Below are 22,584 nucleotides of genomic sequence, written 5' to 3'. Positions count from 1 at the left end.
CTTACAGAGTCGTTACCGGTATGCGATCCTGTTGCTGTGCCCACCAGTGCGATGACCGCCATCCATCAGCGCCTGTCCGCGCTGACTCCCACGGAACGTCGGATCGCGGAGTACGTGCTCGCCGACCCGCAGAGCGCGGTCGACGCGTCGATCACGCAGCTCGCGACAGCGTGCGAGACCTCCGTCGCCAGCATCGCCCGATTCACGCAGAGCCTCGGGTTCTCCGGGTACCCGGAGCTGCGGCTCGCGCTGGCGACAGAACTGGACCGCAGCGCCTCCGATCGCGAACGGTTCCAGGTGTCGGAAGGAGATGTCAGTCGCCACGACGACGCGATCACCACAGTGCGCAAGATCGCCTTCGCTGAAGCATCCGCCATCGAGCGCACCGCGCGCCAGATCGACATCGACGAACTGGAACGCTGCGTCACGGCCGTGCGCGGCGCTCGCCGCATCGACATCTACGGAGCGGCATCCAGCGGACTCGCCGCTCAGGATCTCGAACTGAAACTGCACCGCGCCGGACTCTTCGCCCAGTCGCGCACTGACCTGCATGTCGCGCTCACCGGTGCCGCGCTCCTCGACGAACGCGACGTGGCGATCGCGATCTCGCACTCCGGCCGCACTCTCGAGATCGTGCAGTCGGCGCAGGTGGCTGCCCGCGCCGGGGCGACCACGATCGCCATCACGAACAATCCGCGCTCGCCGCTGGCCAGGGTGTGCGACCTCGTGCTGGTCACGGCCGTCTCGGAGTCGACCTTCCGCTCGGGCGCGATGGCGAGCCGCATCGCGCAACTCGCCGTCGTCGACTTCCTTTTCACGCGCATCGCCCAAGCCGACTACGACACCATCGCCGACAACCTCCAACGCACCTACAACGCCGTCACCGACCACAGAATCGATTGATCCCATGCTGCTCGGCATCGACCGTCTGATCCGCCACGACATCCCTCCCGGCCTTCTTCCTCGCCTGACCGGCGGCCGGCTGGGGATGCTGACGAACGACCTCGCCCTCACCTCCGACTTGTTGCGCGGACGCCAGGCGATGGCCGAGACCGGATGGCGGTTCACGCGCCTCTTCGGTCCGGAGCACGGACTCAGCGGGCGGGCGCGGGAAGGGGAGCTGGTCGCTGACCTGAGCGACCCGGTGACGGGTGTCGAGGTTCGGAGTCTCTACGGCGACGCGGTGCGCCCGGCCGCGAGCGATCTGGCCGATCTCGACGTCATGCTGATCGACCTGCCCGACGTGGGGGCACGCTTCTACACCTACATCTGGACCATGAGCCACGTGCTCGAAGCGTGCGCCGATGCGGGCGTCGCGGTCGTCGTTCTCGACCGGCCCAATCCCCTGGGCGGGCGTCTCGAGCGCGCGGAAGGGCCGATGCTCGACGAGGCGGCGCAGTCGCTCGTCGGGCGCTGGAGCATCCCGATCCGTCACGGTCTCACGATCGGCGAGCTCGCACGGCACTGGGTGCGGACCCGCGGAATCGACGTCGAGCTCGAGGTGGTCGAGGTATCCGGGCTGAGGCGCGACGCGGCGATCGGCGGTGGGGAGCGCACGTGGATGCCCCCGTCGCCCAACCTTCCGAGCCCGACGACGGCGCTCCTGTACCCGGGTACGTGCTTGGCGGAAGGCGTGAATGTGTCGGAAGGACGGAGCACCGCCGTGCCGTTCCGCGTGATCGCGGCGCCCTTCATCGACGGTGAGCGGTATGCCGCAGCGATTGCCGCAGCCGACCTGGCGGGGATCGCCGCCGTTCCGTACGGCTTCACTCCGCTGGTGCGCGACCACGCGGGCGAGCCTTGCGAGGGCGTCATCCTGCACATCACCGATGCGGATGCTCTTCGTCCGGTGCACGCGGGGGTGCGGTTGCTGTCACTCATCGAAGAGCTCCATCCCGGCACGCTCGAGGAGCGATCGCTCATCCCGATGCCGGGGGAGTCGGACTGGTCGCCGCTCGAGAAGCTGTTCGGCGTGCGGGGCGCGTTCGCGCAGATCACGGGCGGGGAGTGGAATGATCCGGCACGGTTCGCGGTGCCCGAGTGGGCGGATGCCGTAGCCGCGGACCTGCTTTACTCCTGACCAGCTGTCTCGGTGCGGGGACGCGACACCACCTAGCGGCGTCTCTTCGGTACTCAAGGAGCTGTGGCGCGCCACGCAAGGCGTTCGGGTCGTCACTCAGAAGTGCAGATCCGGCCGGTTCGGGCCGCACGCGTCACATTGACTATCTTCAGGCGTTTGCCCCGCGGGTCGGATTGAGATTGGCCCGCATCACTGAGACCCGACTGGAGAATGTCGAATGAAGAAAATGTTGAAGATCGGCCTGGGCGCTGCCATCGCCGGTGCCGCTTTCGCCGGAATGGTGGCCGTGCCCGCGAGCGCGGCCGACACCGATCAGGTGGTCGGCAAGTTCACGCTCGAGAGCCGGTCGCAGGCCGCCGGCGGGTTCTACCCGATCCTCGAGCCGAGTGGCGCGGGCCCCGCGATGTCGGCGCCGACGCGCTACGCGACGGCGGCAGAGGCTGATGCCGTGGCCGGAGAGTTCCTCTTCCCCGCGATCGGTGCCGTCGGCCCGATCCAGCCGACATCGAACCCCGACCTCTGCCTGACGTACGGGAACCGGTTGACCAACTGGGAGGCGTGCGACGGTGGTGTGGACCAGCAGTTCCAGATCACGACCAAGGACGGGCGCGACTACATCTACAACCAGGTCGACAGCTATGTCATCAGCACCTCGACAGCAAATGCGCAGCTGAGCTCGGGTGATCGCGCGTTCGCCTCGTCGCTGAGCGGTGCCAGCGCATTCGTTCCGGTTGAGGACGCGGCGCCGACGGACATCACCGGCGCGACCGTGCAGGACAACACTGCAACCGCCATCAACGGCACGGGTGAGCCCGGTTCGACGATCACCGTCTCCGACGCGAACGGTGTCATCGGCACGACGACGGTCGACGAGGACGGCAACTGGTCCGTTCCGTCGAACATCACCGAGAACACCACGGTCACCGCGACCGACGGTCTGACCGAGGACTCGTTCGACATCGTGTTCGCCGATGCTCCGATCATCGCTGCTCCGATCGCCCTGGGCGCACTCGCGCTCGGTGGTGTCGGATTCGGTGGCGTCATGCTCCGTCGCCGCCAGAAGGCCGGCGCCAACGCCTGATTCGACTCTCGAGTCAGCACGCAGCACCTCTGAAGGGGGCTCTCCAGGTGGAGAGCCCCCTTTCTCATGCCTTCCCAGCGGGACGGGCGATACCGACCCCGAGCGTCACTGCCGGCCGGTGATCCTTCCCATCAGCTCGGGGATGAGACTGTTCTGGTCGTGCGGGTCGCTGATGATCTCGGTGACCGCGTCGAAGCCGATCACGGGGAAGCGCGAGACGGCACCGATCTTCTCTTCACTCGCCAACACGATCGTGTCGGCGCAGCGCTCTGTGATGGCGCGCTTCGTGACGGCGTCGTCGAGGCTGCCGGTGGTGAGGCCCTGCTCGGGGTCGACGCCGGTGACGCCGAGAAAGAAGGTGTCGGCCGCGATGTGACGGATCGCCTCCATCGCCAGGGCTCCTCCGGCCACTGAGGAGTATCGGTCGAGCTCGCCGCCGATGATGATCACTCGCGCCTCGGAGTGGTCGGCGACAGCGAGGGCGATCGTCGGGCTGGGGGTGATGACGGTGAGGTTCGCGCCGTGCGGCAGGAGGCGCGTCATGGCGAGGGTGGTGGTTCCGGCATCCAGCACGATCGTGGATCCCGGACGGATCAGCTCCGCGGCACGACGCGCGACGCGCTCTTTGCTTGCCGTCGCAAGCGTGCGGCGCTCACCGACGGGTCGATCGGCAGCCGGCACCGGGAGGGCGCCCCCGTAGACGCGGATCACCCTCCCTGCGTCGGCGAGTTCACGCAGGTCCCGGCGGATCGAGTCGTCGGAGACGCCGAGTTGGCGAGCGACGCTCTTCGCGACGACGCGTCCCTCGCGGCTGAGGATGTCGAGGAGGTGAGTCTTGCGCTGAGCACCGAGCATGGCATTTCCTTCACGAAGTTGCGCGTTGTTGCACGTTTGAGACTACAGTCATCTCCATGAAGAAGCCACTGCTGATCCTCATCGCTGGTCCCTACCGCTCCGGAACCGGTGGCGACCCCGATCGCATCGCCGCCAATCTCGAACGACTGGAGGAGGCATCCGCACCGATCTACCGTCGTGGGCATATCCCGATGATCGGCGAATGGGTCGCCCTGCCGATTCTGCGCATTTTGAACGAGGCGGATGCCGTCACCGGCGATGTCATGTACGAGACCGCGCACCGGCTGCTGCAGCATTGTGATGCGGTGCTCCGTCTACCCGGCGCCTCTGCTGGGGCAGACAAGGATGTCGAGATCGCCCGTGAGCGCGGGTTGCCCGTCTACTTCTCCACCGACGAGATCCCGGATGCCTCGACAGATCCTCTCGCCGAGTGACGCAGACGGAGACGGTCGGACGCCGGTGCGCACTGTCCGTAGGCTGGGTCCATGAACAAGAACTCGCTCTGGACCGTCGTCGGTGTCATCCTCGCTGTGGTGATCGCCTGGTGGATCGTGAGCGCTCTGTTCTCGGTGCTCTGGTTCATCGTGAAGCTCGTCATCGTCGCGGTCGTCGCCATCGGCGTGTACCTGGTGCTTCGGAACGTCTTCCGCCGCGACGCCGACTGACGCGTCTGGGCTGACTCGCCGCTGCGCGCATCCGGGGCCTGGGCATCACACATGTCGGCCTGAAACACACCTGTCGGGACTTTCGGTCGATTCGGCCCGACATCCGTGCGGACTCCCGACAGGTGTACCTCGCAGGTGGCGGTCAGGGGGCCTCGTCAGGGGAGCACGGGCGGTGCAGCCCGGTCGTCGAGCGTGAGCTGGAGCATGCTGAGGTCGAGCCATCGTCCGAACTTCGCTCCGACCTGCGGCATCCGTCCGACTTCGCGGAACCCCAGCCGTTCGTGCAGTGCGATTGAGGCGGTATTCGCGCTTTCGATGCCCCCGATCATGACGTGGATGCCGGAGGCGCGGGCGCGCTCGATGATCGCGGTCATGACTGTCGTGCCGATGCCGCGCCCGCGCTGGTCGCCCCGTACGTACACCGAATGCTCGACCGTGTGCCGGTAGCCGCTGTGCGGGCGCCACTGCGCATAGGACGCATAGCCGACCACGCCCGTCTCGTCTGCCGCGACGATGACCGGGTACCCGCGGCCCGTGCGGTCGGCGAGCCAGGCAGCGCGGTCGTCGACGTCGACGGCATCCTCGTTCCAGATCGCGGTGGTGTGCACCACGGCATGATTGTGAATCTCAGTGATCGTCGGGAGGTCGGCGGGTTCTGCATCTCTGATCTGCACGGGGGTCATCGGTGAATGGTCTCCTTCTTCTGCGGCGCGCGCATCGCCGAGGCTTATGGATGCCGACGCCGAACATGCTCTGCACGCCCACGGTACCGGGCTGATTCTCCACATCGCGCGTGCGACCGCATTGATCCCGGTCGGTTGAATGCGTCTGCGGCGGCATGATCGTGTGAGATGCCCGATCGAGACGCCCGTGGCGCCGATGAGTGATCATCGCGCTCGTCCCTTGACCCACGATTTGTTACATGTAACACTCTGGAGCATGACCGTGAGAACCCGCGTCGCCGAGTACCGGCGTCGAATGCGCGAACGTGGGCTGCGACCTGTCCAGGTATGGGTACCCGACGTGCGGACTCCCTCTTTCGCAGCCGAGGCGCGGCGCCAGAGCGAGATGGTGGCAGCGGGGCGTCAGGCTCACGAAGAGCAGACCTACGTCGAGTCGATCTCGGCTCCGTGGGACGACGAGTGATCCGAGGAGAACTCTGGACCGTCGCAGGCGGCGTATACGCATCCAAACCCCGCCCTGCGCTGATCCTTCAAGACGATGTCTTCTCCGGAACCGATTCCGTGACGGTCCTCCCGCTCACGACGAAACTCGTGGATGCGCCGCTCCTGCGCATCCGCATCCCGAAGGGAGACATCAACGGATTGGAGCGCGACAGCGACGTGATGGTGGACAAGATGACCATCGTGCGTCGACAGAACGTGACTGCTCGCGTCGGCAGATTGACGGCGTCGGAGCTGGCCGAGATCGAGCGCTCGTCGATGGTTTTCCTCGGGCTGGCGCGCTGACAACCGTCCGGGGTCGACAGGAGGCTTCCGAGCGTCGCAGTCCGCCGCCGGACCCCAGCGAAGCGGGCGTCAGACGTCAGCTCATCAGACGTGCACGGCGGCGGGAGACTCCTCGCCCTCGTGGAAGTTCGGCTTCTTGCCCAGCATCCGTCCGATGCCGAGCACGATGCCGACGATGATCAGCCCGAACACGAGGCCTGCGATCGCCGAGAACAGGGTGTCTCCGATCCAGACGATGACGCCGCCGAGCGGCTCGAGGAAGTGCTCGATGCTGTGCAGGATGTCGGCACCGAAGTGCACACCGACCTCGCCGAGGTTCACGAGCACGAGGTGGCCACCGACCCAGAGCATGGCCACCGTGCCGAGGATGCTGATGAACCGGAACACCGCCGGCATCGAACGTACGATTCGCGTGCCGGTGTGCCGCACGCGCTGCACCGGGTTCTTCGCCATCTTCAGCCCGATGTCGTCGATCTTGACCAGCAGGGCGACCGCGCCGTAGACGACACCCGTCATCATCAGGGCGATGACGGCGAGAATCGCCAGCGTCGACCAGAAGTCGAGGCCCTTCTCGAGGCTGGCGAGCGAGATGAGCATGATCTCGGTCGACAGGATGAGGTCGGTGCGTATCGCACCGAAGACGAGCTTCTTCTCATCGCGCACGCTCTCGTCGGCGTGGCCGTGCTGCATGCCGAACCACTCCAGCACCTTCTCGGCGCCCTCGAAGCAGAGGTACGCGCCACCGAGCACCAGCAGGTAGGGCAGCACACCCGGGGCGAACGCGGTCAGCAGCAGCGCCACCGGGATGATGATGAGGAACTTGTTCGCGAGCGAGCCCAGGGCGATCTTCCCGACGACCGGAAGCTCACGGGCTGGCGTGATGCCCTGCACGTACTGCGGGGTCACGGCGGCGTCGTCGATCACGACGCCTGCGGCTTTCGCCGAGGCCTTCATCGCGGCGCTCAGAATATCGTCGACGACGGCAAGCAATCCAACCGACATGTGCAGGTCCCCTCGAGCGGTGTGCGGTGCGGAGCAACTCTACCGAGTCCGGAAACTCACAGCGCGCTCCCAGCCCCACGGGACCAAATCGGGACCGGCATCCGTTCTCCTCTATGACGGCGCAGCCAGCGACGTCGGACAAGGAGTCAGATCATGTCGAACGACCACGGCAAGACCGCCGAGGCGATCAACGCCCTCACCCCCACCCAGTACAAGATCACGCAGCAGGACGGCACGGAGCCACCGTTCCGGAACGCGTACTGGGACAACCACGACGACGGCATCTACGTGGACGTCGTCTCGGGCGAGCCGCTGTTCTCGTCGACCGACAAGTTCGAGAGCGGAACCGGTTGGCCGAGCTTCACCAAGCCCATCGAGGCGGATGCCGTCACCACCAAGACCGACCGGACCCTGTGGATGCAGCGCACCGAGGCGCGTTCGGCGCGCGCCGACAGCCACCTGGGGCACGTCTTCGATGACGGGCCCCGCGACGCAGGCGGACTGCGGTACTGCATGAACTCCGCCGCCCTCCGATTCATCCCGGCAGACAGGCTCGAGGAAGAGGGGTACGGTCGCTACAGCCGTCTCTTCGACCCGAGCACCGGAGACACCACCCACACCAACACCTCTGAGGAGCTGTCATGACCGACACCGGAACCATCACCCGCACCCCCGGCACCGAGACGGCCGTCCTCGCCGGCGGCTGTTTCTGGGGCATGGAAGACCTGATCCGTCGTCAGCCCGGCGTGCTCAGCACTCGCGTCGGCTACGCCGGCGGCACGAACGACCACGCGACCTACCGCAATCACCCCGGTCACGCGGAGGCCGTCGAGATCGTCTTCGACCCGTCGAAGACCTCGTACCGCGACATTCTGGCGTTCTTCTTCCAGATCCACGACCCGTCGACGCTGAACCGTCAGGGCAACGACATCGGCTCGAGCTACCGCTCGGCGATCTTCCCGCTCACCCCTGAGCAGGAGACCGTCGCCCGCGACACGATCGCCGACGTCGACGCGTCGGGTCTGTGGCCCGCGAAGGCCGTCACCACGATCGAGCCCGAGGGCCCGTTCTGGGAGGCCGAGCCCGAGCATCAGGACTACCTGATCCGCTACCCGAACGGCTACACCTGCCACTTCCCTCGCGCGGGATGGGTGCTGCCCAAGCGGGAGGATGCCACGGTCTGACGCACGGACGCGCGGTCTGGCCCTGCCCCGGTTTCTTCGCAGACTCCCGGGCGGGGTCAGGCCTCGGCGAGGAACGCCAACGCCGCGGCCTTGAAGTCGCGTGAGCCGGGGGCGTTGAAGTGGTTCCGACCCGGGATCTCGAAGAAGCGGCCGTCCGCCGCGGCGGATGCAAGGGCGCGTGAGCCTTCGATGATCCCGTCCTTCGAGCCGGTCGCGAACAGGATCGGGCGGGTGGGGGCATCCTCCGGATCCGGGTCGATCGTGCCCGACGCCCGCATGCCCTCCGCCAGCGCGACGAGGGCCTGCAGGTCGTTCCCCGGCACCCGCTCGGTCAGCGTGATGTAGTTCTGCGTGGTCGTGTCGGTGACGGGCGTGCCGTCGGCGATGTACGCCCGCACCTGATCGAGGTTCAGCCTCGCGAGCGGGATGCCGTCGGGCACGCCGCCGAGCACCGCGCGGCCGATGCGATGCGGAAGATCGCGCACCACTTCCCAGCCGACGCGGGCGCCCAGCGAGTAGCCGAGATAGAAGGCATCGTCGACGAGGTACGTGTCCATGACGGTCTCGACGTCGGTGACGAGCGTGCGGATGCCATATCCGCCCGGCTCGTGCGGCTTCGCGCTGTGCCCATGGCCGCGCTGGTCGAGGGCGAGCACCCGGTACCCGGCACGGGTGAGCTCGCGCACCCAGCCGGTGAGCCCCCAGTTGTCGCGGGCGTTCGAAGCGAAGCCGTGCACGGCGACGACGACAGGAGCGTCGAGTTCACCCCAGGTGTAGGTCGCAAGGCGAGTGCCGTCGGGGGCGTACACCTGCTGCGGTTCCGGCATGCTGGTCAGGTCGGAGAGAGAGACTGCCACCCCTCCATCATGGCCCTGTCTGCAGATGCGTTGCGAAGGAGATCGGCGCTGCGGAGGGCTGCCACCGCGCATCCGCCCCCCGAGGGCAGATCCCCCCCGACGCGAAGAGCGGATGCCGTTGACCACGGCATCCGCTCTTCGGTTCACTTCAGCGGTCAGACGGTGCGGCGCAGCGACTCTCCGAGTGCAGCATCCACGTTCGTCCAGTACTGGAAGAAGCGCTCGCGGATCTCGTCGATCGTGATCGAGCGACCCTGACCGGTCAGGGTCTCGAGGAACCGGGCGCGCTGCTCGTCGTCGAAGACGGTGCGGTAAAGCGTTCCGGCCTGGCCGAAGTCGTCGTCGTCGAGGTGCAGGGTCGCCGCGGTGCGCATCAGCTCGCCGTCGGACTCCCAGCTCGCCTCGACGCCGGCGGCCGGATCGGCCTCAGGTCCGCCGGCAGCGCCGAAGGAGTTCGGCGTGTACACGCGGTGCTCGGCCGGGTTGAACTTGTACTGCATCTGACCCTCGTGCATGTAGTTGCGCACTTCGGTCGCATGCGGCTGGTTCACCGGCAGCTGGTTGTAGTTCGCGCCGATGCGGTAGCGCTGCGCGTCGGAGTACGCGAAGACACGGGCCATCAGCATCTTGTCGGGCGAGATGCCCGTGCCGGGAACCTGGTTGCCGGGGGAGAACGCGGCCTGCTCGATCTCGGCGAAGAAGTTCTCCGGGTTGCGGTTCAGCGTGAACGTGCCGACCTTGATGCGCGGGTAATCCTTCTTCGACCAGGTCTTGGTGAGGTCGAACGGGTTGAAGCGGTACTCCTTGGCCTCCTCGTACGGCATGATCTGCACGTAGACGTCCCAGGAGGGGTGCTCGCCGCGGCGGATCGCGTCGAACAGGTCGCGACGGTAGAAGTCGGCGTCCGATCCGGCGAGCTGCTCGGCTTCGGCGGCGCCCATGGCCTCCACGCCCTGGTGGGAGAGGAAGTGGTACTGCACCCAGAAGCGCTCGCCCGCGGCGTTGACCCACTGGTAGGTGTGCGAGCCGTACCCGTTCATGTGGCGCCAGCTGCGGGGGAGCCCGCGGTCGCCCATGAGGTAGGTGACCTGGTGGGCGGTCTCCGGCGACAGCGTCCAGAAGTCCCACTGCATGTCGGAGTTGCGCAGGCCGGAGTCGCCGAGGCGCTTCTGCGAGTGGATGAAGTCCGGGAACTTCATGGCGTCGCGCAGGAAGAACGTCGGGGTGTTGTTGCCGACGATGTCGAGGTTGCCCTCGGTCGTGTAGAAGCGCAACGCGAAGCCGCGCACGTCGCGCCAGGTGTCGGGGGAGCCCTGTTCGCCGGCGACCGACGAGAATCGCAGCAGGGTCTCGCTCTTGGCCCCAGGCTGGAAGGCTGCGGCGCGGGTGTATGCCGAGACGTCTTCCGTGACGACGAACTCGCCGAAGGCGCCGCCGCCCTTCGCGTGCGGGTTGCGCTCCGGCACGCGCTCGCGGTTGAACGAGGCGAGCTTCTCGACCAGGTAGCGGTCGTGGAGGACGGTGGGGCCGTCGGCGCCGACGGTGAGCGAATGCGCGTCGCTCGGTGCCGGGGTGCCGGTCTGGGTGGTGGTGTTCGGTTTCGTCATTTTACTTCTCCTTCTGCGCGCAGGCGCGACGAGTACCTCTACCCGGGCGGGCAGGGACTCATGGCACTACTGAGCGACGTTCTGGCAGCTGGGGCAGAGACCCCAGAAGGTGACTTCGGCTGTCTGGACGGTGAATCCCCCGGCGGAAGACGGGGTCAGGCATGGTGCTTCTCCGGTCACGCAGTCGACGTCGCCGACGGCGCCGCATGAGGTGCACACGACGTGGTGGTGGTTGTCGCCGATGCGGCGCTCGTAGAGAGCTGCGGAACCCGCCGGTTCGATTCGGCGGAGGAGGCCCGCCGCGGTCAGATCGGACAGGATGTTGTGCACCGACTGGATCGACGTGGTCGGCAGCCCGTCGGACACGGTGTGGAAGATCCGCTCGGCGTCGGTGTGCGGCAGGGAGTCGAGCGCCTCGAGGACGGCGACCCGTCCTGCGGTGACCTTCAATCCGGCTTCGCGAAGTGCCGAGTCGAGTACCGTTTCCATGCTTCGACCCTACTCGTTATTTTGAGTTGTTCAAAAGAACGGATGCTGCGGGCGTGTCGCGAGGCGGATGAGCCGTGCGGATCAGGACTCCGCCGGTGCCGAGGGCAGCTGCGGACCGTAGTTCCACGACAGGATGGCCGGTTGCTCGCGGGCGAAGCCGAGGACCGAGACCGATCCGGCATCCAAGCTGATCTGCGCCCCGAACCGTGGTGCCTGACGCAGGTATACGGCCGTGAGGATCCGCAAGAAGTGTCCGTGGGCGACGAGGGCGACATCGCCCTCGGCCATCGCCGGCAGCACCCGGGTGAGCACACGCGACGCGCGTGCGGCGACCTCCTCCACGGTCTCCCCGGGCGTGCGCCCCGGCACCACGCCGTGCGTGAACGTGCTCCAGTCATAGCCGAGCTCGGCGCGGATGTCCTTCGTCGTGCGGCCCTCGTACCCGCCGTAGTCCCACTCGACGAGATGCGGGTCGACCTCGGCGCGGAGCCCGGCGAGTTCCGCCGTCCGCTGAGCGCGCAGCAGCGGAGAGGTCAGCACGAGCGAGAAGTCGTAGTCGGAGACCAGGGCACCCGCGCGTCGTGCCAGCTCCTCCCCGCGCGCGGTGAGCGGGATGTCGGTCAGGCCGGTGTGCCGTCCTGACTTCGACCACTCCGTCTCGCCGTGGCGAAGGAGGATCAGCTTTCCCGTCGGGGCGTCGGGAATCTGTCTGCCGGGTGTCTGATCGTCTGCACGCACAAACGACACCGTAGTCGTGATGGCCGCAGGAGTCAGTGGCGGTCGCAGGATTCAGCCACCAGGCCCGGCCCACTGACCTCACCCGCGGGTGATCGTGAAGCCGCCTCCACGCACTCGCACCTTCCCGCCCTGAACGGCCTGGCCCCGCTGCCGACCATCCGCGTCGTACGCCCGGCCCGTCCCTGCGGCGAGAGCCGGTACGCGCTCATCGCGCCGCGCTCCGCTGGCGTAGAGCACTGCTGCGCCCGCCTTCGTCGCGTACACCGCGTTCACGACTCGAGGCTGAACGATCAGAGCATCGAGGCGCACATCCCCGCGACTGGTGCAGCGCACCGTCACCGCGGAGTCGGGCAGATCGCCGCCCAGCAGCTGCGGCACCAGCATTCCGTCGGCCTCCGTCAGCCCGCGATCGCCGGTGGCCCCGGCCGCGGTGCGCGTGCTCCACAGCTTCCGCGACCCGTGGAAGACTTCCCACACTGCTTCGCCCGCATCCGCGGCCTGGCGCCAGACGAGACCGTGCAGGATGCCGCCGGCCTCGGTCACGTCGAACTCGACGGACTCGCCGGTCGGCACCCGCACATACGACCCGCCGGAGAGGTTTCCTTCGCCCGTCCAGGCCCCACCGTCCGGTCGCTCGACGACGCAGCCGGGGGACAGACGTGCGCTTTCCGCGTCGAGGACCCGAAGGCCGGAGAACGAAGTCAGCCCCGTGATCGACGTCGCGATCTGCGCCACGTCACGGTTCGCGTCGAGCAGCAGCATCGTGAGGAGGCCGTGGATCGTCGACTCGGCGCCGGAGTTGCGGTTCACGCGCCCATCGGTCTCGACGCCGTCGAAGGTCACGCCCGTCGCGGGGTCGTACACCGGGATGCCGGCAGTGTTCGCGCCGAAGAACCATCCGGCCGCCAGGCCCGCGAGTGCGCGGAAGCCTTCACCGCCCTTGGCGGCGGACTGCAGCGCGCCGGCGACCCGTCCGTGCGCGCCGTAAGCGATCTGCGCTTCGGCCGGCAACGGCGCCCAGGCATTGTGCGGACCACCGGATGCGAGCACCTGCGGTGTGAACCGCCCGGAGTCGGCGGCGGCGGCGGCGGACCAGGCTCGCTGCCTGAGCAGCGCGCCCGCGCGAGCCAGCGCCTCCGGAGCTGCAGCGCCCCACGCGTGCCAGAATCCGAGCGACCCCGTCCACGGCAGCACCGCTCCGAACGGCCACCCTGCGGCCGGGTCGGTCGCCATCGCCGCCACGGCCGCACCGTATGACTGGAGCGCCTTCTTGCTCCGGGCGTCGCCGGCTTCGGTCGCGGCCGCGAGCCCGAGCATGGCCTCGGCCGTGGCATCCGCTCCTCCGGCGATGAGCCAGGCAGGCAGGTTCCGCCCATCGCTGATCACCCACTGGCCGGCGCGCGAAAGCGACTCGCGCGCGAGCGCGTCGAGGCACAGATGCAGACGCGTGCGCAGGAAAGCGGCGAACTCCGGATCGGTGCGGCGGAAAGCCGCGTGACCTTCTCCGAACGCCCAGACAGTGCGCGCGAGCCAGTACGACTCGGCCGAGTCCGAGGGGTCCGGCAGCTCCACCGGGATCGCACTCGGATTGAGCGTGCCGTCCTCCTGCTGCCACAGCACCACACGCCCGGCGTTCGGCCCGCTCGTGGTCTGCAGATAGGCGAGTGAGCGCAGGACGTCCTTCGCCTCGTCGCGGCTCTGCGCGTCTCCGGTCGCTTTCCAGTCACGGATGAAGACGATGGCGGCGCGCGCGATGTCGTCGGCGTTGTACGCGCCCTGGGTCCAGTGGCCGGTCGCCGCGTCGCGTGTGCCGCCTCCGACCGGGCGGTACCCGCCCGCACCGTCGGTGTCGGCGTACGTCCATGGCGCGAGCACCGTCGGACGACTCTCGATGCCGAACGTCGTGTGTGTCGCGCTCGTCGCGACGGGCACCTCGGCGAGGAGGAATCGCAGGTGGCTGAGGTTCGTCAGCCGCGCGCCATGCGTTCCCTCAGCGGGACGGCTGGCTGTGGAAGTCGAGGCCTCGGTCTGCGCGACCGCAGCGTCGACCGGGAGGAGAGCGAGCGCGGGTGCCGCTGCCGCGAGGGCAAGGAATGCGCGACGGGAAGCGTCCATGACGTCACTCCTCGCCGCTGCCGGAAGACTCGCCGCTGCCGGCCGGCGCCGAATCCCGGAGCGCGCGACCCCACGGCTCGGTCGGGTCGTAGATGGCGACCGCCAGCGTCGTGTCGGACTGCCCGTAGTAGGCGAACCACTTGCGTTGGAACTTCACGAGTCCCTCCACGAAAGTCACGTTCGACACCAGCCCATTCATGTCCTCGAAGGTCTGCGGACGCAGCCACGGCTCCTGCAGACGGGCGATCACCTTCGTCGGCTCGTCCGGGTCGATGGCGATCTGGCCGCAACGGTAGTCGACGTCGACGGAGCCGTCGTCGTGCACGGTCCGGGTGGCGCCGTTGGTGAGGAACACCAGCAACCCGTTGTCGGCGAGAACCGGCGATGTGCCGATCTCGACGAGCGCCTCGTCCCACGTGCCCGGTGTCGGCGAGTACATCGGCTCGGTGTCCGTCGTGCCGGGAGTCCAGTGGATGAGGTCGTCGCTGGTCGCCCAGTAGATGGCGCCCTCCCCGAAGTACATCCACCATTTGCCGTGCATCTTCTGCGGCACGATCACGCCGGCCTTCGACCAGTTGAACCCGCGTGGGTCCATGGTCTTGAACGTGTCGAAGTCGTCGAAGAGCGGGCCGTGCTTCGTCCAGGTGCGCAGGTCGGTCGAGGTCGCCAGGCACAGCTGGGCGCTGCGCCGGTCCCATCCGGTGTAGGTGAGGTAGTACGTCCCGTCGATGAGTGCGATGCGCGGATCTTCGCACCCGAATCGCTCGTAGTCCTCGGACGGCGACAGGATCGGCGCATCCTCTCTCGTGAAGTTCACTCCGTCGCGCGACCGGGCGATGCCGATGTGGGAGATGATGTCGTCGGCGTGCGCCCGGTACAGCAGCACGACCTCGTCGCCGTCGACGAGAGCGGCGGGGTTGTAGAGGTTGGCTGACTCCCAGCTGTCGCCGCGCGGTCGCATGATCGGGTTGTTCGCATACGGGGTGAACGGACCGAGAGGGAAGGAGGCTCCGGTGAACATGAATGCCCTTTCTGGCTAGCCTTTGACGGCCGCGCCGAGGTCGGTGGCTCGGAAGAAGCGTTGGAAGACGATGAACAGGATGACGACGGGGAACGCGAGCGCCGTGGCTCCGGCGAGGATCGCCCCATTCGGATTGGCCGTGGACTGCGCCACGTTCGAGATGTAATTCGCGAGGGAGACGGCGAGCGGCTGCAGCGTCGCATCCTTCGTGATGAGGAACGGCCAGAGGAACTCGTTCCACGGGCCGATGAACGTGACGAGGACGACCGTCACCAGCACCGGACGGATGAGCGGGATCGCGACCGAGGTGAGCAGCCGGATCTCGCCGGCGCCGTCGATGCGCGCCGCTTCGAAGATCTCCACCGGCAGAGCCTTGAAGAACTGCACGAAGATGAACACCGCCGTGGTGTTGATGAGGAACGGCAGGATCATGCCGAGATACGAGTCGCCGAGACCATAGCTGCGAGTGATCTGCACGTAGAGCGGAATCATCAGCAGCTGGAACGGCACCATCTGCACCAGCAGCATGAGCACCCAGACCGTGCCGCGTCCGCGGAAGTCGAGACGAGCGATCGCATACCCGGCGAGCAGGCCGAAGACCACGGTTCCCAGCAGCACGCCCGCGGTGAAGATGAGAGAGTTCAACAGCGAGCCGGCCAGGTCGATGCGCGAGTCGATCGCCACGAAGTTGTCGACGGTCCAGCCGCTGGTGGGGAAGAGCTCGCTGGGAGAGTTCGTCGGACTCTCCTGGAAGGCGCCGATCAGCATGAAGTAGAACGGGAACGCGAACCCGATGGCCGCGACCGTGAGCAGGACGATGCTGAGGATGCGGGGCAGTGAACGTCGGCGCTTCATCATCGCTCCCTGGTTGCACGGTTGGCCGCGAGTGACAGCATCCCGACGAGGACCACGAGGATCATGCCGATGGCTGCTGCGGTGTCGGGGTTCTGCTGCTGGATGCCCAGTTGATAGATCAGCAGCACGGGAGTGGAGGAGGCGCCGTCCGGTCCGCCGCCGTTGGTCAGCAGGTACGGCTCCGTGAAGAGATTCGCGCCCGTGATGATCGACAGGATCAGCACCAGGGTCGTCGCGCTGCGCACCCCGGGAACCGTCACGTGGAGGAACCGCTTGAACGCGCCGGCGCCGTCGGTCTCCGCCGATTCGTAGAGTTCCTTGGGCACGTTCTGCAGCGCGGCGAGGTAGAGCAGGATGTAGAAACCGAGCTGCTTCCAGGTGACGTAGAGAGCGATCATCGGCATCGCGAGTCCGCTGTTCACGAGCCACGACGGATCGGGCGCGAGTGGCCCGAGGATGGTGTTGATCAGGCCGTTTCCGGAGAACAGCAGCATCCAGACGCCGACCAGCGAGACGCTGGCGGTCAGGTACGGCACGTAGAAGGCGACGCGATACGCAGCCACCCAGCGGATGCCGGTGTTGAGGGCCGCCGCGAGGATCAGCGAGAGCACCGCCGTCAGCGGCACGTTGATCACGAGGAAGACCAGCGTGTTGCGGAACGACCCCAGCACGCGCGGATCCGTGAGCACCGCCACGAAGTTGTCGAAACCGACGAACGGACGCTCGACCTCGGTGCCTGGTGCGGTGAAGAAGTAGTCGTGAAAGGCGATGTAGATCGCGAACGCGAGCGGGTAGGCGAAGATCGCGATCACGAACACGAAGTACGGCAGCGCGAACAGGCCGCCGATCGGTTGCGCACCCAGCCATCGGGTGCGCAACCGCCGGTTCTCGGTCATGACGTCACTCGGCGACGAGGTCATCGATCTTCGACGACGCGTTCTTCAGGAAGTCGTCGATCGAGTTCTTGGCGAAGATCACTGCAGGAGAGTATTCGTCGCGGAAGGCCTGCCACGCCTCGACGGAGTTCGGGATGCTGGGGACGTCGGCGGTCGCCTCGGCCTGCTCCGCGAACGCCACATAGTTCGGATTCGACTCGAAGTAGTCGGCGTAGGTCTCGGTGAGGTCCGTGCGCATCGGCATCTGACCGGTGAGCTCGAGGAACTCTCCGTCGTTCTCCACGCTCGTCGAGAACTGCAGGAACTCCCATGCGGTCGCCTGGTTCTCGCACGCGGTGAACATCGACACGCTCTTGGAGTCGGCGAAGGTGATCGGGTTCTCGCGGCCGTCACTCGTCGGCACAGGCATGAAGCCCACATCGACGGTCTCGGCGTAGGACGGGATCGCCCACGGTCCTGCGAGCTGCATCGCTGTCGTCCCCGCTGACATCGCGTCGTCGGTGGCGGCCTCGTTGGGGGCGAGTTTCTCTTCGTAGATCGTCGCCCAGAACTCGGCGACCGTGCGACCGGCATCCGAATCGACCGTGGTCTTACCGTCTTCGACGAGCATCGTTCCGTCGGTCTCGGCGAGATACAGCGGGTAGAAGTCGAACCACGGCTGGTAGAACTCGCTCGTCGGCGCGGGCCAGATCGCGCTCTGCACGCCCGACTCGACGATCGCCCGCGAACCTTCGAGGAACGCCTCGTGCGTGTTCATCTGCGGGTCTTCCGGGTCGATTCCGGCGGCTTCGAAGAGCGCCTTGTTGTACATGACCATGACCGGATTCGACTTCCACGGCAGCTGGTAGAAACTGCTGTCGCTCGCGTAGGCGTCGACGTCTCCGCCGCGTTCGGTGATGTAGTCGCTGCCGCCCTCGATCGAGCTGAGGTCGACGAGGCCGCCCTGCTTGACCCACCCGGAGACGGCAGCGGGCGCGACGTTGTAGACCAGGCACGGGGCGGTGCCGGCGGTGATCGCCGCGGTGATGGCCTCCTCCGAAGAGGAACCAGCGGGGATCTCCTGCGCCGTCACCTTCTCGTCCGGGTGCTCGGCGTTCCAGGCTTCGACGACGGCGGTGCCCCAGGCGACCTCCTGCTCGTTGTTCGAGAGCCAGACGTCGATGGGTCCGGTGCCCTCGGCCGCGCCCTCGTCGCCTCCGCCACCCCCGCCCGACGAGCATCCGGTGGCGACGAGGGCGACGACGCCGATGAGTGCTGCTGCGCGGATCTTCTTCATGGTGTCCTCCTCGACACGTTGGGTTATGCGGATGCTGAGGGAGCAGTGCTTTCTCGGAAGTGCACGACATTGCAGTCGACGACCTCGGTCCGCGGAGGCGTGCCGAGGATGTCTTCCCGCAGCAGACGGGCGGCCGCACGCCCGCGTGCGGCAGGGTCGGACGAGACGCTGGTCAGCGCGGGGGAGAGGTGGGCCGAGAGGTGATCGTCGTCGAACCCTGAGATCGCGAGATCGCGGGGGATGACAAGGCCCTGCGAGCGGGCGTAGGAGAGGCCGGCGATGGCCATCGTGTCGTTCGAGTAGAGGATCGCGGTGGGACGGTCGCGGACGGCGAGCAGCTCCTCGGTGAGGTCGCGCCCGCTCGCGGCAGTGAAATCGCCTTCGCGAAGCAGCTCGTCGCTGCCGATCGCCGTCGTGTAGGCATCCGCCCGAGCACGCGAGTGCACGTAGTCGAGAGGGCCCGAGATGTGGGCGATGCGCTCATGCCCGGCGGCGCGGAGGTGGGCGACGATCTCTCGGACGGGGGCGGCGTCGTCCGTGCGGACGCAGGAGAACCTCGTGGGCTGCTCGTAGGCTCCGACCAGGACGGTGGGCAGGCCGAGCGTGTCGAGGAAAGGGACGCGCCAGTCGTCGGATCGCAGGTCGAGGAGCAGTGCGCCGTCGGCGCGGCCGTTGCTGAGTGTGCGGTAGGCGCGCTCTTCGGCGTCGCGGCCCGACACGACCTGAAGGAGCAGCGCCGTCTCGGTCTCGGCGAGCACCGACTCGACGCCGGAGATGAAGGCCGGGAAGAACGAGTCGTTCGCGATGACCGATGGGTCGCGTGCGAGCACGACGGCGACGGCGTTGGCCTTGCTCGTGGCGAGTGCGCGGGCGCTCTGACTCGGCACCCAGTGAAGTTTCTCGGCGGCGGCCAGCACTTTCGCTCTGGTCTCCTCCGAGGTGGGTCGGTTGCCGCTCAGCGCATGCGAAACCGTGGCCTTCGTCACACCCGCTTCTCGGGCGACATCGGCGATCGTCGTGCGGCTCATGCCACCTCCTCGTGGATTCGCGTCGGCTCAAGGACGTCGGTTGAACCGGTTTGTGCGAGCGTAAACCGGTTTGCGCAACGTGTCAATGGTCGGGCAGAAGTCGGATGCCGCAGACGAGCGCCTCTGCGAATCGCGCTGTCAGACGAAGCGGACGGTCTGCTGCAGGCGAGTGCGGACATCGAAGAGCTCGTTGCCCCCGATGGCTCGCGCACGCGGGACACCTGTGCGAAGCACCCGTGACAGAGCACTGCGTCGAACCACGACGACGGGGACCCCTCGGATGCTGCCGAGTGGCGTGACCGCCTGGGCGAGGTCGTCGTCGGGGAGCACGATGATCGCCCCGCCGAACCGCACCTTCGCTGCGCGGGCGACGACGCGCATCCGGGCGAGAGCCGTCGTCACGGGAGCCCGGGTGCCCAGACTCGGACCGGTGATCTCGCCGCGGCGGAAGCCGACGACACCGCCGAAGTCCTCCGACATCACCCCGTAGAGCCCGGAAGGACCGAGCACGACGTGGTCGAGCTTGTCGTCGGCATCCGGTCCTGCAACCACGTCATGCCAGACGGTGAAGCCCATGCCGAGGTCGGAGACCGTGCGGGCCGTGGCCTCTTCGGCGAGAGCATCCGCCAGCATCCGTCGCAGTTCACGTGGCGCTGCGCGCACGAGCGCCGGGTCATAGGGGTCGGGAACCTCGACGCCGCGGCCGGCCCACTCGCGGATGAGCATGAGGTAGCGCTCCCGCCGCCACCCGCCAGGGTGGCCGTACGACCGAGCGCGGGGCCGAGTGTCGGCCCGAGCCGCCGGCGGACGCCATCCGCTCCATTGAGAATCGGCGGTCACGCCCGTGCGACGGTCGTAGGCGGCGCGGCCCTCGGGTGTGCCGACCAGTTCCCACGCGCGCTGGACCTGGATGAAGACTGCCGCATCGCCGCCGGTGTCGGGGTGCGTCTGCCGAAGCCGCAGACGGTAGGCGCGCCGCAGCGCGGCGTCATCGACCGCGGGGTCGACCTCAAGGATCTCGTAGGCCGAAGCCGAGAGCGGACTGTCGAACATCGCTCTCCTTCCGCGACCGCGGCACCCAGGATATCCGCGGATGCTGTGCTCCCGCCCGTTACCTATCTTCGGCTCAACGCGTGCTCCAGGGCTCGCGAGTACCTCACCTCTGTGAGGTAGAAGGCGAGCACTACCTCCGTCATCGCTCGTCGATGAGCGATCACGGAAGCCTCGTTGGTCGCCGCAGCGACTTTAGGGAAGTGAGCGCGGTTAAGTACCGATACGCGGTCGGCTCCGTACTTGACGGCTCGTTTCAGCCGCAGGTTCAGCACCTGGCGCTCGGGTTAAGTACGCGTGCGCCAGCCGTTACGTACCGGACCGCCGCACCCTTCGGCTCAGATCAGGCCGTCGCCCGGCCCCCGCGGCGGACGCGACGCTCGTGGCGCCCCGATGATCGCGGCGATCAGGTCGGAGTACTCCGTGTCCTGCGCGACGAACGAGCCGTTGTTGCGCCCGTGTCTGAGCACCTCGATCCGATCCGAGACCGCCTGCACGTCGCCGAGGTTGTGGCTGATGAAGATCACGCCGAGTCCCAGGTCGCGCAGGTGCTCGATGTGCGTGAGTACATCGGCGGTCTGCGCGACGCTCAGCGAAGCGGTCGGCTCATCGAGCACGACGAGCCGAGGCTGGCTGATGAGGGTCCGGGCTATGGCGACAGCCTGCCGCTGGCCACCGGAGAGCGACCACAGCGGTGCGCGAGTCGAAGGGATGCTGGCGCCGAGGTCGTGGAGCGCCTGCCGAGTCGCGGCCTCCATGTCGCCCTCGCGCATCATGCCTTTGGCGGTCCGGAGCTCGCGGCCGAGGAAGACGTTGGCGGTCACATCGAGGTTCTCGCATACCGCAAGGTCCTGGAAGACGGTCGCGACGCCGTGGCGGTATGCATCGGCGGGGGAAGAGAGTTCGACCCGCTCGCCGGCGATGTGGATCTCGCCGTCGGTCGGCGCCAACGCTCCGGCGACGATCTTCGCGAGGGTCGACTTGCCCGCCGCGTTGTCGCCGACGAGTCCCACCACTTCTCGCGCGTTGACGGTGAAGTCGACGTCGATGAGTGCCTCGACCGCGCCGAAGCGTTTCGTCACCCCGCGCATCGTCAGCAGCGGTTCGGCCTGCGACGCGGTGACGTTCACGACCGCTCCTCCAGGAGTTGAGACGGGTCGGTGGATTGCAGGATGTGGATGGTCGCGCCGACGAGCACCGCGTCCTTCCCGAACGACGACGGCACCGGATCCCGGCGCGGAGTGCGACCGTGGGGGGCGTGCTCGCGGACCGCGGTGGCGAACGGCAACAGGAAGATGGGCCCGGCATCGACCAGTTCGCCGCCGACCGTGATGACCTCCGGTGCCAGCGATTGGCAGGCGCCGGCGACGACCCGGCCCAGCAGAGTGGCGGCGTCCGCGATCACCCGTGCACAACCGGGATCGCCCGCCGCCGCCTGCGCGATGACGTCGCGGAAGGTGATGCGTCCGTAGGTGGCACGCAACGGCGCCGTGATGGCTTCCGCTCCGACGCGAGTCTCGAGGCAGCCGCGCTGACCGCAGGCGCAGATGGAACCGGCGGGGTCGACCTGCACGTGACCGATCTCACCGGCGGTGCCGGAGCGCCCGCGATACATCTGGGATCCGAGCATCACGCCGGCGCTCGTCGTGTGCGACGCCTGCACGAACATGCTGTCGGCGACGTCGCGGGCGGTGCCGAGGGTGGCCTCGGCGAGAGCGGCGAGGTTCGCATCCTTCTCGACGATCACCGTGCACCCCAGGCGCTGCGCCACGACCTCGGCGACGGGCTGGTCCTCCCACCGGCGCATCACTCCGCGATAGGCGACCAGACCGGATGCCGGATCCACGGGCGCCGGCATCGCGATGCACACCCCGATGAGGTCGCCGGCCTCGGCCGCGATCATGGCGAGCATGTCGACCAGAAGAAGCGCGATCCGATCGAGAACCGTGTCTTCGGCGTGGTCGACGGGCAGCGGCATCGCGCGGTCGGCCAGAACGTCCTGACCGACATCCGAGAGGCGCACGCGCATGCTGCGGCTGCCGATCTGCACGGCGGCGACGAGCCCGGCGCGGCGTGCGATGGTGACGAGTTGCGCGCGCCGCCCACTGCGCGACGTCGGATGCGTCTCGATCAGGCCGGTCAGCGACAGTTCCTTCACGATCGCGGAGACGGTGGCGGTCGAGAGGCTGGTCGCTTCGGCGAGCTCGACCTGCGTGAGCCCGCCGAAGCGCTTGACAGCGTCGACGATCTTCGCGGCGTTGGCCTCGCGGAGTCCCGACTGGGACCCGCCCGACCATCTGCTCATAGCGGGAGCCT

Annotated in this window: 25 protein-coding genes; 9 read left to right on the top strand and 16 right to left on the bottom strand. The window is 67.6% G+C overall.

Annotated elements, in window-relative coordinates:
- The first annotated feature begins 36 nt into the window (after positions 1 to 36).
- The 3 genes from D7252_RS04550 (at position 37) to D7252_RS04540 (ending at position 3,161) form a co-directional block, all read left to right on the top strand.
- Complete coding sequence (locus D7252_RS04550; RefSeq protein WP_259461044.1) at positions 37 to 903, top strand: MurR/RpiR family transcriptional regulator; 867 nt, start codon at positions 37 to 39, stop codon at positions 901 to 903.
- Between the two features lie 4 nt (positions 904 to 907).
- Positions 908 to 2,080 carry an exo-beta-N-acetylmuramidase NamZ domain-containing protein gene (locus D7252_RS04545; RefSeq protein WP_120774305.1) on the top strand — a complete coding sequence of 391 codons (1,173 nt, stop codon included), beginning with the start codon at positions 908 to 910 and terminating at the stop codon, positions 2,078 to 2,080.
- A gap of 217 nt (positions 2,081 to 2,297) precedes the next feature.
- Complete coding sequence (locus D7252_RS04540) at positions 2,298 to 3,161, top strand: Ig-like domain-containing protein (protein ID WP_147406689.1); 864 nt, start codon at positions 2,298 to 2,300, stop codon at positions 3,159 to 3,161.
- A 105-nt stretch (positions 3,162 to 3,266) separates the two neighbouring features.
- Here D7252_RS04540 and D7252_RS04535 read toward each other — a convergent pair whose 3' ends face one another.
- Complete coding sequence (locus D7252_RS04535) at positions 3,267 to 4,016, bottom strand: DeoR/GlpR family DNA-binding transcription regulator (RefSeq protein WP_120774303.1); 750 nt, start codon at positions 4,014 to 4,016, stop codon at positions 3,267 to 3,269.
- Positions 4,017 to 4,072: 56 nt separating this feature from the next.
- On the opposite strand from D7252_RS04535, the gene D7252_RS04530 reads away from it, so the two are divergent.
- The gene (locus tag D7252_RS04530) at positions 4,073 to 4,450 is read left to right on the top strand and encodes a DUF4406 domain-containing protein (protein WP_120774302.1); all 378 of its coding nucleotides are present in this window, start codon (positions 4,073 to 4,075) and stop codon (positions 4,448 to 4,450) included.
- A 51-nt stretch (positions 4,451 to 4,501) separates the two neighbouring features.
- A complete protein-coding gene (locus D7252_RS04525; RefSeq protein WP_120774301.1) occupies positions 4,502 to 4,681 on the top strand; it encodes a hypothetical protein in 180 nt (59 codons plus the stop codon).
- Between the two features lie 155 nt (positions 4,682 to 4,836).
- Here the strand turns inward: D7252_RS04525 and D7252_RS04520 are convergent, their stop codons facing one another.
- Positions 4,837 to 5,364, bottom strand: coding sequence for a GNAT family N-acetyltransferase (locus D7252_RS04520; RefSeq protein WP_120774300.1), 528 nt, complete (start codon positions 5,362 to 5,364; stop codon positions 4,837 to 4,839).
- Positions 5,365 to 5,620: 256 nt separating this feature from the next.
- Here D7252_RS04520 and D7252_RS04515 point away from each other — a divergent pair, with 256 nt between their 5' ends.
- Both D7252_RS04515 and D7252_RS04510 read left to right on the top strand, forming a co-directional pair.
- Positions 5,621 to 5,827, top strand: coding sequence for an antitoxin MazE-like protein (locus tag D7252_RS04515; protein ID WP_120774299.1), 207 nt, complete (start codon positions 5,621 to 5,623; stop codon positions 5,825 to 5,827).
- Positions 5,824 to 6,150, top strand: coding sequence for a type II toxin-antitoxin system PemK/MazF family toxin (locus D7252_RS04510; RefSeq protein ID WP_120774298.1), 327 nt, complete (start codon positions 5,824 to 5,826; stop codon positions 6,148 to 6,150). Before D7252_RS04515 ends, D7252_RS04510 begins: the two co-directional genes overlap by 4 nt.
- Positions 6,151 to 6,234: 84 nt before the next feature.
- On the opposite strand, the gene D7252_RS04505 is transcribed toward D7252_RS04510, so the two are convergent.
- Positions 6,235 to 7,152, bottom strand: a complete 918-nt coding sequence (locus D7252_RS04505; RefSeq protein WP_120774297.1) for a DUF808 domain-containing protein — start codon at positions 7,150 to 7,152, stop codon at positions 6,235 to 6,237.
- Positions 7,153 to 7,305: 153 nt separating this feature from the next.
- On the opposite strand from D7252_RS04505, the gene msrB reads away from it, so the two are divergent.
- Both msrB and msrA read left to right on the top strand, forming a co-directional pair.
- Positions 7,306 to 7,797, top strand: a complete 492-nt coding sequence (gene msrB / locus D7252_RS04500) for a peptide-methionine (R)-S-oxide reductase MsrB (RefSeq protein WP_120774296.1) — start codon at positions 7,306 to 7,308, stop codon at positions 7,795 to 7,797.
- The gene (gene msrA, locus D7252_RS04495) at positions 7,794 to 8,336 is read left to right on the top strand and encodes a peptide-methionine (S)-S-oxide reductase MsrA (protein WP_120774295.1); all 543 of its coding nucleotides are present in this window, start codon (positions 7,794 to 7,796) and stop codon (positions 8,334 to 8,336) included. Before msrB ends, msrA begins: the two co-directional genes overlap by 4 nt.
- Positions 8,337 to 8,392: 56 nt before the next feature.
- Here msrA and D7252_RS04490 read toward each other — a convergent pair whose 3' ends face one another.
- From D7252_RS04490 to D7252_RS04430, 13 genes are all read right to left on the bottom strand, one after another.
- A complete protein-coding gene (locus D7252_RS04490; protein ID WP_120774294.1) occupies positions 8,393 to 9,193 on the bottom strand; it encodes an alpha/beta fold hydrolase in 801 nt (266 codons plus the stop codon).
- 155 nt (positions 9,194 to 9,348) lie between these two features.
- Positions 9,349 to 10,800, bottom strand: coding sequence for a catalase (locus D7252_RS04485; protein ID WP_120774293.1), 1,452 nt, complete (start codon positions 10,798 to 10,800; stop codon positions 9,349 to 9,351).
- Positions 10,801 to 10,866: 66 nt separating this feature from the next.
- Entirely contained in the window at positions 10,867 to 11,289 is a 423-nt protein-coding gene (locus D7252_RS04480; protein WP_120774292.1) for a Fur family transcriptional regulator, read from the bottom strand.
- A gap of 81 nt (positions 11,290 to 11,370) precedes the next feature.
- Positions 11,371 to 12,027: a histidine phosphatase family protein gene (locus tag D7252_RS04475; RefSeq protein WP_259461043.1), complete on the bottom strand. Its 657-nt coding sequence runs from the start codon at positions 12,025 to 12,027 to the stop codon at positions 11,371 to 11,373.
- A gap of 78 nt (positions 12,028 to 12,105) precedes the next feature.
- Positions 12,106 to 14,142 carry a hypothetical protein gene (locus tag D7252_RS04470; RefSeq protein ID WP_120774291.1) on the bottom strand — a complete coding sequence of 679 codons (2,037 nt, stop codon included), beginning with the start codon at positions 14,140 to 14,142 and terminating at the stop codon, positions 12,106 to 12,108.
- Between the two features lie 4 nt (positions 14,143 to 14,146).
- Positions 14,147 to 15,163, bottom strand: a complete 1,017-nt coding sequence (locus D7252_RS04465) for a glycoside hydrolase family 130 protein (RefSeq protein ID WP_120774290.1) — start codon at positions 15,161 to 15,163, stop codon at positions 14,147 to 14,149.
- A 15-nt stretch (positions 15,164 to 15,178) separates the two neighbouring features.
- Positions 15,179 to 16,021 (bottom strand): carbohydrate ABC transporter permease, encoded by an 843-nt coding sequence (locus tag D7252_RS04460; RefSeq protein ID WP_120774289.1) that lies wholly within the window; start codon positions 16,019 to 16,021, stop codon positions 15,179 to 15,181.
- Entirely contained in the window at positions 16,018 to 16,914 is an 897-nt protein-coding gene (locus D7252_RS04455) for a carbohydrate ABC transporter permease (protein ID WP_120776798.1), read from the bottom strand. The genes D7252_RS04460 and D7252_RS04455 overlap by 4 nt, the downstream gene beginning before the upstream one ends.
- Positions 16,915 to 16,918: 4 nt before the next feature.
- Positions 16,919 to 18,190 (bottom strand): extracellular solute-binding protein, encoded by a 1,272-nt coding sequence (locus D7252_RS04450; protein WP_120774288.1) that lies wholly within the window; start codon positions 18,188 to 18,190, stop codon positions 16,919 to 16,921.
- Between the two features lie 23 nt (positions 18,191 to 18,213).
- Positions 18,214 to 19,218, bottom strand: a complete 1,005-nt coding sequence (locus tag D7252_RS04445) for a LacI family DNA-binding transcriptional regulator (protein ID WP_120774287.1) — start codon at positions 19,216 to 19,218, stop codon at positions 18,214 to 18,216.
- A gap of 138 nt (positions 19,219 to 19,356) precedes the next feature.
- On the bottom strand, positions 19,357 to 20,271 hold the full coding sequence (locus D7252_RS04440; RefSeq protein WP_120774286.1) for a DnaJ domain-containing protein: 915 nt from the start codon (positions 20,269 to 20,271) through the stop codon (positions 19,357 to 19,359).
- A 335-nt stretch (positions 20,272 to 20,606) separates the two neighbouring features.
- Positions 20,607 to 21,398, bottom strand: coding sequence for an ATP-binding cassette domain-containing protein (locus D7252_RS04435; protein WP_374225759.1), 792 nt, complete (start codon positions 21,396 to 21,398; stop codon positions 20,607 to 20,609).
- On the bottom strand, positions 21,395 to 22,573 hold the full coding sequence (locus D7252_RS04430) for an ROK family transcriptional regulator (RefSeq protein ID WP_120774285.1): 1,179 nt from the start codon (positions 22,571 to 22,573) through the stop codon (positions 21,395 to 21,397). The genes D7252_RS04435 and D7252_RS04430 overlap by 4 nt, the downstream gene beginning before the upstream one ends.
- Positions 22,574 to 22,584: the final 11 nt, after the last annotated feature.

Origin of the sequence: Microbacterium sp. CGR2, from assembly GCF_003626735.1 — a bacterium.
Lineage (GTDB): Bacteria > Actinomycetota > Actinomycetes > Actinomycetales > Microbacteriaceae > Microbacterium.
The sequence above is the reverse complement of the archived record's forward strand: the minus strand, read 5'-3'. Positions and strand labels throughout refer to the sequence as shown.

Excerpts from the sequence above, each read along its gene's own strand:
- D7252_RS04545 (WP_120774305.1), top strand. The coding sequence starts at position 908 with ATGCTGCTCGGCATCGACCGTCTGATCCGCCACGACATCCCTCCCGGC.
- D7252_RS04540 (WP_147406689.1), top strand. The coding sequence starts at position 2,298 with ATGAAGAAAATGTTGAAGATCGGCCTGGGCGCTGCCATCGCCGGTGCC.
- D7252_RS04535 (WP_120774303.1), bottom strand. The coding sequence starts at position 4,016 with ATGCTCGGTGCTCAGCGCAAGACTCACCTCCTCGACATCCTCAGCCGC.
- D7252_RS04530 (WP_120774302.1), top strand. The coding sequence starts at position 4,073 with ATGAAGAAGCCACTGCTGATCCTCATCGCTGGTCCCTACCGCTCCGGA.
- D7252_RS04525 (WP_120774301.1), top strand. The coding sequence starts at position 4,502 with ATGAACAAGAACTCGCTCTGGACCGTCGTCGGTGTCATCCTCGCTGTG.
- D7252_RS04520 (WP_120774300.1), bottom strand. The coding sequence starts at position 5,364 with ATGACCCCCGTGCAGATCAGAGATGCAGAACCCGCCGACCTCCCGACG.
- D7252_RS04515 (WP_120774299.1), top strand. The coding sequence starts at position 5,621 with ATGACCGTGAGAACCCGCGTCGCCGAGTACCGGCGTCGAATGCGCGAA.
- D7252_RS04505 (WP_120774297.1), bottom strand. The coding sequence starts at position 7,152 with ATGTCGGTTGGATTGCTTGCCGTCGTCGACGATATTCTGAGCGCCGCG.
- msrB (WP_120774296.1), top strand. The coding sequence starts at position 7,306 with ATGTCGAACGACCACGGCAAGACCGCCGAGGCGATCAACGCCCTCACC.
- msrA (WP_120774295.1), top strand. The coding sequence starts at position 7,794 with ATGACCGACACCGGAACCATCACCCGCACCCCCGGCACCGAGACGGCC.
- D7252_RS04485 (WP_120774293.1), bottom strand. The coding sequence starts at position 10,800 with ATGACGAAACCGAACACCACCACCCAGACCGGCACCCCGGCACCGAGC.
- D7252_RS04480 (WP_120774292.1), bottom strand. The coding sequence starts at position 11,289 with ATGGAAACGGTACTCGACTCGGCACTTCGCGAAGCCGGATTGAAGGTC.
- D7252_RS04470 (WP_120774291.1), bottom strand. The coding sequence starts at position 14,142 with ATGGACGCTTCCCGTCGCGCATTCCTTGCCCTCGCGGCAGCGGCACCC.
- D7252_RS04465 (WP_120774290.1), bottom strand. The coding sequence starts at position 15,163 with ATGTTCACCGGAGCCTCCTTCCCTCTCGGTCCGTTCACCCCGTATGCG.
- D7252_RS04460 (WP_120774289.1), bottom strand. The coding sequence starts at position 16,021 with ATGATGAAGCGCCGACGTTCACTGCCCCGCATCCTCAGCATCGTCCTG.
- D7252_RS04455 (WP_120776798.1), bottom strand. The coding sequence starts at position 16,914 with ATGACCGAGAACCGGCGGTTGCGCACCCGATGGCTGGGTGCGCAACCG.
- D7252_RS04450 (WP_120774288.1), bottom strand. The coding sequence starts at position 18,190 with ATGAAGAAGATCCGCGCAGCAGCACTCATCGGCGTCGTCGCCCTCGTC.
- D7252_RS04445 (WP_120774287.1), bottom strand. The coding sequence starts at position 19,218 with ATGAGCCGCACGACGATCGCCGATGTCGCCCGAGAAGCGGGTGTGACG.
- D7252_RS04440 (WP_120774286.1), bottom strand. The coding sequence starts at position 20,271 with ATGTTCGACAGTCCGCTCTCGGCTTCGGCCTACGAGATCCTTGAGGTC.
- D7252_RS04430 (WP_120774285.1), bottom strand. The coding sequence starts at position 22,573 with ATGAGCAGATGGTCGGGCGGGTCCCAGTCGGGACTCCGCGAGGCCAAC.